Here is a 12,603-nt window from a genome sequence, read left to right as displayed (position 1 = left end):
ATCAAATACGGCATATGACTATCAATCACAAAATGCTGTGGAACGAGATGAAGGACTATTTCTTCATCACCGTTGGCTTGCTGCTATATACCATTTCGTTCACCGTATTCCTCATGCCTTATGAGATTGTAGGTGGCGGAGTGACTGGCTTGTCGGCCATTATCTACTATGCTACCGGTTTCCGTTTGGAAAATACCTATATCATTATCAACGGCATTCTGCTGATTGTCGCGTTGAAGGTATTGGGCTTCAAGTTTCTAATGAAGACCATCTATGCCATCGTTACGCTCTATTTCATGCTGAAGTTTGCCCAAGACATCTTGCCCAAACAGCCCAACGGCCTGCCCATCAAGTTGCTGGGCGAAGGGCAGGACTTCATGTCGATGGTTATAGGATGTATGTTTGGCGGCATTGCCCTTGCCACCGTATTCTCCAACAACGGTTCTACGGGTGGTACCGATATTATTGCAGCATCTATCAATAAGTATCACAACGTATCGTTGGGTACTGTACTGATAGCCGCCGACTTCTGTATCATCGGTTCGTGTATGTTCTTCCCACAGTTTGGCACCTATATCGAGCGCGCCCACAAGGTAGTGTTTGGTTTCTGTGTGATGACGATGGAGAACTTTGTGCTCGACTATGTGATGAATGCACGAAGGGAGTCTGTGCAGTTTATGATATTCTCTCGCAAGTGGCAGGAGATTGCCAATGCCATCGGCACACAGATGGACCATGGTGTAACCATCCTCGATGGCCATGGCTGGTACACTGGTAAGGAACTCCGCGTATTGTGTATTTTGGCCAAAAAGAATGAGAGCGTCAACATCTTCCGCCTCATCAAGATGATCGACCCCAACGCCTTTGTAAGCCAAAGTGCCGTTATCGGTGTCTATGGCGAAGGCTTTGACGAGATGAAAGTAAAGATTAAAAAAGTAAAAAAGGCGGTGGAAGAAATCCCTAAGGAATGATGCCGCCGACAAACTATAACGATGAAAATTGTATTTGCAACCAATAACCAACATAAGTTGGAAGAGATTCGCAGCATCCTTGGAAACCGTTTCGAGGTGGTGTCGTTAGCCGACATCGGCTGCCACGAGGATATTCCCGAAACGGGCAAGACCCTTGAAGAGAATGCCCTGCAGAAGGCTCAGTATGTGTATGACCACTATCATGTGAGCTGTTTTGCCGACGATACCGGTCTCGAAGTAGAGGCTCTCAACGGTGCACCGGGTGTTTATAGCGCACGCTATGCTGGTGGCGAAGGCCACGACTCGGAGGCCAATATGCAGAAGCTGCTTGCCGAACTGGCAGGAAAAGACAATCGCCAGGCACGCTTCCGCACCGTCATTGCGCTGATAGAGCGACGCGATGTGTGCCCCTGCGGTTGCACTGCTGTGAAGAAAGTGACCGAGTTTGAAGGCATTGTCAACGGCACCATCACCAACGAGAAGCACGGCAGTGAAGGCTTCGGCTACGACCCCGTGTTCCAACCCGAAGGTTACAACCACACCTTTGCAGAACTCGGAGTGGATGTCAAAAACACCATCAGCCACCGTGCACGTGCCACTCAGAAGTTGGCCGACTATCTGCGTGCAACTCTTGGAAAATAAACTATAAGAAAAATGATACTATCCCCACGTCAGACAGCATCATGGCTCATGTCCCACGACATTAGCTTTGGTGCTGTCTGTCGTTGTGTATGTACCCTGCTATGCTGGTTTGCCATGACGACAGTCCATGCACAGCCCGGCACCTGGCAGTATTATTTAGCCTATGGCGAACCGCAACAAATAGAGAAAGCAGAGCAAGGACTCTTCGTCAAAGCGAGTGGCAATCTCTATCACTACAACCTCAACGACCAGTCGGTTACTACTTTCGACCGGTCCAACGGCCTGAATGGCGGTCAGCTATCCCATATCAAATGGTGTAGCGAAGCCCATCGCCTCATCGCCATTTATACCAATGCCAATATCGACCTCATCAATCCTGAGGGTGAAGTGACCAATATGCCCGACCTCTATATGGCAACGATGGCAGGCAGCAAGAAGGTTCACCGCATTGTTACCGACGGTAGCATCGCCTACCTCTGTGTGGGTTCCAGCATTGTGAAGATAGATGTGGCGAATGCCCATGTGGTAGAAACTTACACCTTAGGCAGCGATGTTTGGAATGTGATGCCGGTTGACGGCAACCTCTATGCCAATACCGCAGCGAGCGGCGTGATGGTTGGGCGGATGTCCGACAACCTCATCAATCCTGCCAACTGGCACTCGACAAGCCATTTCCCTGAATCCATTTACGATGCTTACCGGGGTGACTACGATGCCTATATATCCATCGTCAGCCAGATAAATGCCGGTGGACCGCACTACAACGAGTTCAACAATCTGTGGTTCGTCAACGGATGTTTGTATGGAGTAGGTGGCGGTTGGTACGACGGAGGACAGATGGATCGCACCGCACAATGGCAGCAAATGGACCGCGAGGGACATTGGCAGCGAATCGATGCTCCAATGAAAAAGGATGCGGTGAGCATGGCTATCGACCCTGCCGATGCCACACATCTTTATATAGCGACCTGTGGCAACGGCCTCTTTGAGTTTCGCAACGGGCAATCGGTGGCTCAATACACCGCAGGCAATAGTCTGTTGGCAAGTGCCATTCCGGGCAACAACAACTATGTGCGTGTTGATGGACTCTTCTACGACCGTCAGCATCGCCTTTGGATGACCAACAGCGAGACCCAGCACCCACTTATCCGCATGAACAGTGAAGGCACGATGGAGTCACTCGACCATCCCTCACTCTTCTATAACGGCACGCCCCTAACCATCTTGCGCAACCCTACGACCGACCATACGGGTAAGGTTTGGCTTGTCAACAGTCATCACCATCACCCTTGCCTGGTGCGCATCGACCCTGAAACAGACGAGGTGGACCGCTTTGATGCCTTGCGCAATCAAGACGAAACACCCTTGCGCGACATCTATAGCTTCAACTGTGTGGCTGAAGATAAAGATGGCAATATATGGGCAGGCACCAATCAGGGACCGCTGATGCTCACTCCACAACAGCAACAATCGCCCGACTACGGATATACGCAGATTGTCGTTCCGCGCAATGATGGCAGCGGTTATGGCGACTATCTGTTGGAGGGAATCAGTGTGACTGCCATGGCTATTGATGGCGGCAACCGCAAATGGATAGGCACAGAAAGCAACGGCGTCTATGTAATCAGTAGCGACAACACCACCGAAGTGGCTCATTACACCTCAGCCGACAGCGGTTTGCTGTCTGACCGCATAGAGAGTATCGCCATCGACGGACAGACCGGACGGGTGTATATCGGCACGGAAGAGGGGCTTTGCGCTGTGGTTTCCGATGCTACCGATGCCGCTGAAAAGATGGAGAAAGGTGTGGTGCGCGCCTATCCCAATCCTGTAGCCCCCGACTATACGGGACCTATCACCATTGAAGGACTGAGTTACGATGCGGATGTGCGCATTGTAAACACGGCAGGCATGCTGGTGGCACGTGGGCGCAGCACGGGTGGCACCTATATCTGGGATGGTTGCGACAGCAAAGGGCGCCGCGTGGCCTCTGGCGTCTATCATGTTTTGACCGCTACAAGCGACGGTCATCGGGGCACCGTTTGCCGCATTGCCATCATCCGATAAGTGGCAATGCATCAAGCGCTATAATTTAAAGACAGTCCATCAGCTGACTGAAATGTTCTATCTTCGTTAATCTTTCGTGTGGAAACTCTTGCGATTTCTCCAATGCCCATACTGCATGGAAGGGAATATGTACTGCCCAGGCGCCAACAGCAAGTGCCGGAGCAATGTCGCTACGGAAGGAGTTGCCCACCATGAGTGTTTCATGGGGATCCACACCAAGGGTGTCGCAGAGTGTGCGATAGGCGGTTTCGGTCTTGTCGGACACGATTTCCACATGCGAGAAATAGGGCAACAGTCCTGATCGCGACAGTTTATCCTCCTGTCCCATCAGTTCACCTTTGGTAAATACCACCAACCGGTAGCGTCCCGCTTCGTGGAGTTGGCGCAGCGTAGATTCCACTTCAGGCAACGGAGTAGCAGGGAAACGCAGCAGACGCTTACCCATTTCGATGATTTGGAGTAGCACATCGGCACCGATACGACCATCGGTCAGTTTGATAGCATTCTCCAACAGCGACAGGGTGAATGCCTTAGTGCCATAGCCGAAAAGCGGCATATTAGCGCGCTCGATGGCAAAGAGGCTGTCTGCCACGCGTTGTCTGTCGCTCACCCAAGGTTTAAGCATATCGGCAAGTTGCTCTTCGGCACGGTCAAACCAAGTCTGACAGTCCCATAGGGTATCGTCGGCATCGAAAATGATGGTCGTGATATCGGTCTTTGTCATTGTCATGTTGCGATGTTATTCAGTAAGTCACGGATTGGGATGGGTGCGGCGGTAGTGCCACAGTTCAGCTGAGTTGATGATGTTCTGCCACAGCACATAACAGCCTGCGCCTACCGATGCTACAGGATGCAGATAGAGGTAAGCCACCCAAATGGCTAACGAGGTGTTCTTCTGAAACAGGGCTTGACCGCTGCAGATTTCCTCGCCAAGGTGTCTGCCAATGGCGCGACCAATGCCGAACTGCACAAAGCAGACCACGAAACTCAATGCAGCAATAGCCGTGAGCAACCACAATGGTGCATTGCTGTGCAGGATATTCTTCACCGTTACACCGGCTACAATAGTGAGCGAGACGCCCCATAGATAGAAACTCAGATTGGGCATGGAGGCAATGCGACGGCAGACCGCCTTCACATAGTGCTGCATCAGCCAGCCCAAGACCAACGGCAACAGGAGCACCATCGATACTTTTTGCAGAATGATGAGGAAGGTTTCGAAGAATGTAAGATGCACCGTACTGGTCAGCGGAGGAAACACCAAGGGTATCATCAATGCCGATGCAAGGGCTGAGATGACGGTAAAGGTGGTCATCGTATTGATGTTTCCACCGAGCTTGCCCGTCACAACGGGCGCTGCCGATGCCGACGGGGCGATGGTACAAGTAAGCACTCCTTGCCAGATGAGCTGTTGGTCAAGGTCGTCACCTACCAGAAAGATGATGCCGAGATTGGAAACTACCAGCAATACCTGTGCTGCAAGCACACCAATATGCCAACGATGGGGGCGCATCTGATGGAAATCGACCTTGCAAAAGGTGGCTAACAGCGTGAGAAACACCGTCACCGGGAATATCACATCGATAACGGGGCCTAGCCTATTGCCCAGTCCGTCGAGCTGCGGCACATAGTAGAACAGCAGATAAACTGTTGCACCAAAAGCTATTGCCACAGGCAGCGTCCAGTCTTTCAGAAAGCGTATTATATTCATGTCTTACTCTCTTTTCATCTGCAAAATTACTGCTTATCGGGGGAATGACAAAAGAAAGTGGACGTTTCTTTTGTCATTCCGCCCATCTTTATGTACTTTTGCACGCATGAAACACGCTACTGCTATATTACTCATCGGTATCATCCTGCTGACGGGAGGATGCAGGAACCAACCGCCTGTGGATTTTCAAGAGGTGGTGAGTCTGCCGTTCACTCCTGTCAAAAACCAAGGCAACGAATCGCTCTGCTGGGCTTATGCCATGCTCGCCACCATCGAGACGGAACATATCTGCCGAGGTGACTCGGTAAACCTATCACCTTATTATATCAAGAGGCTGGTGGGAAAACAGCGACAGCGTGGTATGGGACACTCCTTGGTCCGCATGATGGCTAATAAAGGTATTGTGCCGTTCGACACCTATCCCGACTCTACGCACGACCAACTGCCGTTGCCACAGTGGGTGTTCATGCTCGGTGCACGTTATACGCCACAGGAGTTTGCCCACAGTGTGTGTGGACCAGAGGAATACATGGCGGTAACTTCCGACCCTACCCAGCCTTATGGCAAGATGATTGTGGCAGACTATCCCGACAACTGGGAGCGGGAAACCTTTCTCAACGTGCCTCAAGACTCGTTGGTTGCCATAGTCTTGCGTGCCCTGCACCATCGCCATCCCGTTTGTTGGGAGGGTGATATCAACAACAGTGGATTTTCTTTTCGTAGCGGCATAGCCGACCACACCACCTCGTCACGACCCGATGACGACCATTGCATGACGATAATAGGACTGGCGCGCCACCCCGACGGGCGGCTGTTCTTTAAGATGAAAAACTCATGGGGAACCGACAATCCCTATGGCGGAATGGTGTATATGTCGCAGGAGTATCTGCGCTGCTGCACCGTTGCACTATACCTAACGCGCGAAGCATATCTCGGTAAATAGCCTACCGATAGCACTTTACTTGTTGATGAAGGTCACTTGGTTCTGCAAATCAAATTGATTTGCAGAGTAATTCAAATTGATTTGCAGAGTAATTCAAATTGATTTGCAGAGCAATTCAAATTGATTTGCTCTGCTAACTGATTTTTATAAGAGACGAACGAAATATTCGTTGATGTGCAAACTCATTGAATTTGCGAAGTAAATTCATTGAAATTGCTGACCAAATTCATTGAAATTGCTGACCAAATTCATTGAAATTGCTGACCAAATTCATTGAAATTGCTGAGTAACGCAACTCGCATAGCACTATAATACACTATATACCATCATGTTACACAACTCTTAAGAGTAGGCGGAAAAACATGGTTTTTCTGGCTTCCAACGCTATACATGGTGCAGAGGACCTATACACACGTGATTGATGCTTCGTGCATTGCCCCAAAAACATGATCATAAAAAAACAGGGCGATATCACATCGGCCTGTTTAAACGATGATTTATAAAAAAAAACTTTTATCCAAAAAAATGTAAAAATACATCAAATTGTTCTCATTTATTAAGTTTCCAGGTGACACCATCCTTAGTGTCTTTTACCTCAAAACCTGCTGCTGCCAACTCATCACGAATCTTATCTGATGTGGCCCAGTCCTTATCTGACTTGGCCTTGGCACGCAGTTCAAGCACCATATCGACCACCTTTCCGAAGGCTTGCTCGCGCTCCTGGCTGGTTTCACTCGCCTCTTCACGCAGACCAAGAATGTCGAATGTGAACAGGCGCATGGTGTCGCTAAGCTCTTTCAGACAGTCGGCACAGATGGTAGCTTTATGGTCAACGAGCTTGTTGACTACCGAGCAAGCCTCAAACAGATGGCTGATGACCTGTGGAGTAGCCAAATCGTCGTTCATAGCATCGTAGCATTTCTGGCGCAACGACTTCACAATATGTTCGGTCTCACTATCACAATGTGCGCTGACATTGATGCGCTTCAGGTCGGCAATGCCTTGCAACAGTTTCTGTAAGCCCTTCTCCGATGCCTTCAATGCCTCGTTGGAGAAATCAACAGTGCCGCGATAGTGGGCAGAAAGTATGAAGAAACGGATGGTCATGGCGCTGTAGGCCTGTTCCAACAATGGGTGATTGCCGCTGAAAAACTCGTTGAGCGTAATGAAATTGCCCAGCGATTTGCCCATCTTCTGACCGTTGATGGTCAACATATTATTATGCATCCAGTATTTAACCATAGGGTGTCCCTGGGATGCAATGGCTTGCGCGATCTCACATTCATGGTGTGGGAAAATCAAATCCATACCACCACCGTGGATGTCGAAAGTATCGCCAAGATACTTACGGCCCATGGCTGTACACTCACAGTGCCATCCGGGGAAACCGTCACTCCATGGCGAAGGCCAGCGCATGATGTGCTCTGCCGATGCTTTCTTCCACAAAGCAAAGTCGGCTTGATGGCGCTTTTCACCCACACCTGCCAACTCGCGGCTCTCATCCTTCGTGTTTTCGAGCGATCGTCCACTGAGTTCACCATATTTATATTGCTTGTTGTAAGCCTCGATGTCAAAGTAGATAGAACCGTTCGACTTGTAGGCAAAACCATTGTCCAATATCTGCTGCACCAATTGCTGCTGTTCGATGATGTGACCAGTGGCATGCGGTTCGATGCTCGGAGGCAACACGTTGAGGGCTTCCATAGCCTGATGGTAGCGGTTGGTATAGTACTGGGCTATCTCCATCGGCTCCAATTGCTCCAAACGAGCCTTCTTTTCTATCTTGTCGTCGCCTTCATCGGCATCGTGCTCCAAGTGGCCCACATCGGTAATGTTGCGCACATAGCGAACCTTATAACCTAAATGGCGAAGATAACGAAACACCAAGTCGAAGGTAATGGCAGGGCGAGCATGGCCCAAATGGGGGTCGCCATAGACGGTAGGACCACACACATACATGCCTACATGAGGTGCATTCAATGGTTCAAAACGCTCTTTTTGACGAGTTAGCGTATTGTATATTACGAGTTTGGATTCCATTCTATTTTAAGTTTTACTTTTGCAAAATTACTAATAACACACCGAAAAACAAAGTTTTTGACTTCAAAATTTGACTTTTCAACAAATATTTCGTAATTTCGCACCCACTAACGGAATATAAACTACCCAAACGTAAAACAAATGGCTTATACACGCATGACCGCTGCAGAAGCTGCAGCGCTGATCAACAACAACGACAACATCGCCATGAGTGGCTTCACGCCTGCTGGTGTTGCCAAAGCTGTCACAAGAGAACTGGCAAAGAAAGCAGAGGCAGAACACGCTGCTGGACGCGAGTTCAAAGTTGGTATCTTCACCGGTGCTTCGACCGGACAGTCCACAGATGGCGTACTGGCCAATGCACAGGCCATTAAATACCGTGCTCCATATACCACCAATCCAGATTTCCGCAAGCGCGTCAACATGGGAGAAATCCCATACAACGACCTGCACCTGAGCCACATGGCACAGGAACTGCGCTATGGTTTCTATGGTGAGATTGACTGGGCTATACTCGAAGTATGCGACATCGAGGAATGTGGCAACGAGTATCACGTCTATCTGACCGCTGCTGGTGGCATCTCGCCAACGGCTGCACGCCTAGCCAAGCATGTGATTCTCGAACTGAACAGCTTCCACAACCCCAACGCAAAGTTCATCCACGACGTCTATGAACCTCTCGATCCTCCTTACCGCAAGGCTATCCCCATCGAAAAGGTTGGCGATCGCATCGGTGTGCCCTATGTAGTTATACCCAAAGACAAGCTCGTGGGCGTTGTAGAATGTAACATCCCCGACGAGGCAAGAGCTTTCAAAGACTCTGACCCCGTAACAGAAAAAATCGGTTTCCTTACTGCCGAATTCCTCGTTTCAGAGCTCGCCAAGGGACGTATTCCTAAGGAATTCCTCCCCTTGCAGAGTGGCGTAGGATCTACAGCTAACGCTATCCTCGGTGCGCTGGGACAAGACAAGCAGGTGCCCGACTTCAATATCTACACCGAAGTGATACAGAACTCTGTCATTGACATGATGCTCACAGGTCGCGTGAAAGATGCATCAGCATGCTCACTGACCGTGTCAAACGACTGCCTCATGCAGGTTTATGACAACATGGACTACTTCAAAGACCACCTCACACTGCGCCAGAGCGAGATTTCAAACAGTCCTGAGATCATTCGCCGACTGGGTGTTATCGCTATCAACACCGCTATTGAGTGTGACCTCTACGGCAATGCAAACTCTACACATATCAGTGGCGTGAAGATGATGAACGGTATTGGTGGTTCGGGAGACTTCGAGCGCAACGCTTACCTCTCTATCTTCACCTGTCCGTCAACAGCCAAAGGCGGCCTAATCAGTAGCATCGTGCCTTTCGTAAGCCATCAGGACCACTCAGAACACGATGTCAATATCATCGTAACAGAGCAAGGTGTGGCTGACTTGCGCGGTAAATGTCCGGAAGAAAGAGCGAAACTCATTATCGAGCAGTGCGTACATCCAGACTACAAGCAACTGTTGTGGGACTACATGAAGATTGCCAAAGGCGGTCACACACGCCACAATCTGCCCGCTGCATTCGCTATGCACGACTCATTGGCACGCAAGGGCGATATGCGACTGACCGATTTCGCGGAATATGTGAAATAACATCAGCGTGAAAAAATAACACTGGGAGGGGTCCGCACAACGCTGACTCCTCCTCGTTTTTACAGCCCACAGCCACCCCAAAAGAGCCGCAACCACCAACGAAGAAAGGCCGCAACCGTTACCGAAGCATCTCCTTCAGTCCTCCATCCCCCATTCCCAACAATGAACGACAGTACCCTAACCTTCATCAAGCAACATCGCAACGATGACATCCGCCAGTTGGCGCTGACGAAACCTGCGTCAGACATCGATCTGAAACTGGCTTTGCAACAGATTGCCGGATGGCAGACTGCACGCCGAAAACTGCCCGACTGGGCAGCTTGCGACAACATTCTATACCCACCACACCTCAACATGGAACAGGCATCGAGCCAACAAACGGCTCAATACAAAGCAAACGTCGTGGAGAGATGGGGCGGCAAAGACACTTCCTATGTGGATCTTACAGGCGGCATGGGTATCGATTTCTCGTTCATGGCAAGGGCATTCGACAAGCGAACCTACGTGGAACGCAATGAAATGCTCTGTCAACTGGCACACCACAACTTCCCCATACTGCAGTTGGAAGCCGCCGTTGCCAACGATGATGCAGAAGACTTTGTCAACAAGATGGCGCGTGCTACGGTCATATTCATAGACCCGGCAAGGCGCGACGAACATGGCGCACGCACCTACGGACTGGCTGATTGCACACCAGATGTCACGCTCATGATGCCTGTGTTGCGCGAAAAGGCTGAACATATAGTCATGAAACTATCGCCTATGCTCGACTGGCGAAAGGCGGTTGATGACCTGGGAGGTGCCAGCGAGGTACATATCGTCAGCGTGAAAAATGAATGTAAGGAGCTATTGCTTGTCATCGACCATCGCGCTTCGGCAAATCCAACACTCATTTGTATCAACGATGAACAACGGTTCTGCCCTTCCGACACAACAGAAACACCAACCTGCCAACCCACAGCAACTGACAACAGCGCTTTGGACAACACCTATCTCTATGAACCCAATGCCAGTATCATGAAAGGCGGATGCTTCACTGAAGTGGGACGTGCCTTCGCCATGCAACAGGTGGCTGCCAATTCACACCTCTTCCTAAGCAACACAGCAGTGAAATCATTCCCTGGTAGAAGTTTCATCGTCAAGCAACAATGCTCCTTAAACAAGCGCGAACTGAGACAAGCACTTGCTGGTATAGACCGCGCCAATGTGGCAGTGCGCAACTTTCCACTATCGGCAGAAGTACTGCGCAAGAAACTCAAGCTGAAAGACGGTGGAGATACATACATCTTCGGCACCACACTTCCAGATGGCAACCACGTATTGTTCGTATGCCGTAAAATAGGTTAAATGTTTGGCTTTTTGTCAGTTTTTCACTACCTTTGCATCAATTCTGGACGTTATTTATAGATAAAAAGAAGAAGAGATGTCATCAATAGAAATAAAGAGAGTAGATAGCCAGAAACTTCTGGAAGACTTCATACAATTCCATTATGACCTGTATAGAGGCAATAAATATGATGCGCCCAACCTATACAGCGACGAGAAACATACGCACAACAAGAAGGAAAACGCGGCTTTCGAATTTTGCGAAGCTGAATATTTCCTCGCCTTTAAAGACGGAAAGATTGTTGGACGCGTGGCTGCCATCATCAATAACCGAGCCAACGAACGCTGGCAGAGAAAAAGCGTGAGGTTCGGATGGATCGACTTCATTGACGATATCGAGGTTTCGAAAGCATTACTTGAGGCCGTTGAACAATGGGGGCGCACCAAAGGTATGACCGAAATGGTAGGACCACTCGGCTATACGGACATGGATCCAGAGGGTATGCTCATTGAAGGATTCGACCAATTGGGTACGATGGCGACTATTTACAACTATCCCTACTATCCAAAACACATGGAACAGATGGGCGGTTGGGAGAAAGACAACGACTACGTGGAGTTCAAACTTATTGTGCCAAAAAAGGGAACGATGCCCGACAAATACGCTAAAATCGCACAAATGGTGATGAAGCGATACAACCTTCACGTAAGAAAGATAAAACGTAGCGAGGTTTTTGGCAAAGAACAGGTGGGAAGAAAAGTGTTCGACGTGGTCAACCAAACATTCGGAAACCTCTACGGATACTCGCAAATGACCGAAGCGCAGATTGACGAATACCTCAAAATGTATTTCCCTGTACTCGACCTCAATCTCGTCACTCTCATAGAAGACTGGAATACGCCAGACCACAAACTGATTGGAGTGGGCATATCTATACCGTCGCTGACTAAAGCACTGCAGAAATGCCACAACGGAAGAATGTTCCCATTCGGCTGGTGGCACTTACTCAAGGCTCTGAAATTCCACAAAACAAAGATTGTAGATCTTATGCTGGTAGGCATTCTGCCTGAATATCAAAACAAAGGCGCTAACGCTTTGCTATTCTACGACCTCATCCCATGGTATCAGAAATATGGCTTTGAATGGGGAGAGACTAATGTCGAGATGGAAACCAACGATAAAGTGCAGAGCCAATGGCAGTATCTTGAACACGTACAACATAAGCGGCGCCGCTGTTATAAAAAGAATATCTAAC

The 12,603-nt window shown here is 49.4% G+C and carries 10 protein-coding genes; 7 read left to right on the top strand and 3 right to left on the bottom strand.

Features of this window, described 5'->3' with window-relative positions:
• The first annotated feature begins 14 nt into the window (after positions 1–14).
• The 3 genes from CIK93_RS12665 to CIK93_RS12655 are packed head-to-tail and all read left to right on the top strand — an operon-like array spanning position 15 to position 3,680.
• A complete protein-coding gene (locus CIK93_RS12665; RefSeq protein ID WP_094390987.1) occupies positions 15–971 on the top strand; it encodes a YitT family protein in 957 nt (318 codons plus the stop codon).
• A gap of 21 nt (positions 972–992) precedes the next feature.
• On the top strand, positions 993–1,613 hold the full coding sequence (locus tag CIK93_RS12660; protein ID WP_094447561.1) for a non-canonical purine NTP diphosphatase: 621 nt from the start codon (positions 993–995) through the stop codon (positions 1,611–1,613).
• Between the two features lie 12 nt (positions 1,614–1,625).
• Positions 1,626–3,680: a two-component regulator propeller domain-containing protein gene (locus CIK93_RS12655; RefSeq protein ID WP_094447560.1), complete on the top strand. Its 2,055-nt coding sequence runs from the start codon at positions 1,626–1,628 to the stop codon at positions 3,678–3,680.
• 25 nt (positions 3,681–3,705) lie between these two features.
• Here the strand turns inward: CIK93_RS12655 and CIK93_RS12650 are convergent, their stop codons facing one another.
• Entirely contained in the window at positions 3,706–4,404 is a 699-nt protein-coding gene (locus CIK93_RS12650) for an HAD family hydrolase (RefSeq protein ID WP_094435052.1), read from the bottom strand.
• 27 nt (positions 4,405–4,431) lie between these two features.
• Complete coding sequence (locus CIK93_RS12645) at positions 4,432–5,391, bottom strand: hypothetical protein (protein WP_094447559.1); 960 nt, start codon at positions 5,389–5,391, stop codon at positions 4,432–4,434.
• A 106-nt stretch (positions 5,392–5,497) separates the two neighbouring features.
• On the opposite strand from CIK93_RS12645, the gene CIK93_RS12640 reads away from it, so the two are divergent.
• Positions 5,498–6,334 carry a C1 family peptidase gene (locus CIK93_RS12640; protein WP_254046807.1) on the top strand — a complete coding sequence of 279 codons (837 nt, stop codon included), beginning with the start codon at positions 5,498–5,500 and terminating at the stop codon, positions 6,332–6,334.
• Between the two features lie 549 nt (positions 6,335–6,883).
• Here the strand turns inward: CIK93_RS12640 and cysS are convergent.
• Complete coding sequence (gene cysS, locus CIK93_RS12635) at positions 6,884–8,374, bottom strand: cysteine--tRNA ligase (protein ID WP_094390991.1); 1,491 nt, start codon at positions 8,372–8,374, stop codon at positions 6,884–6,886.
• Positions 8,375–8,515: 141 nt separating this feature from the next.
• On the opposite strand from cysS, the gene CIK93_RS12630 reads away from it, so the two are divergent.
• The 3 genes from CIK93_RS12630 (at position 8,516) to CIK93_RS12620 (ending at position 12,602) form a co-directional block, all read left to right on the top strand.
• Positions 8,516–10,021 (top strand): succinate CoA transferase, encoded by a 1,506-nt coding sequence (locus CIK93_RS12630; protein ID WP_094390992.1) that lies wholly within the window; start codon positions 8,516–8,518, stop codon positions 10,019–10,021.
• Between the two features lie 162 nt (positions 10,022–10,183).
• Positions 10,184–11,368 carry an SAM-dependent methyltransferase gene (locus tag CIK93_RS12625; RefSeq protein WP_094447558.1) on the top strand — a complete coding sequence of 395 codons (1,185 nt, stop codon included), beginning with the start codon at positions 10,184–10,186 and terminating at the stop codon, positions 11,366–11,368.
• A 76-nt stretch (positions 11,369–11,444) separates the two neighbouring features.
• Positions 11,445–12,602, top strand: coding sequence for a GNAT family N-acetyltransferase (locus CIK93_RS12620; RefSeq protein WP_094434931.1), 1,158 nt, complete (start codon positions 11,445–11,447; stop codon positions 12,600–12,602).
• Position 12,603: the final 1 nt, after the last annotated feature.

The organism is Prevotella sp. P3-92, from assembly GCF_002251205.1.
Taxonomy (GTDB): domain Bacteria; phylum Bacteroidota; class Bacteroidia; order Bacteroidales; family Bacteroidaceae; genus Prevotella.
This window is presented reverse-complemented; position numbering and strand designations above follow the sequence as displayed.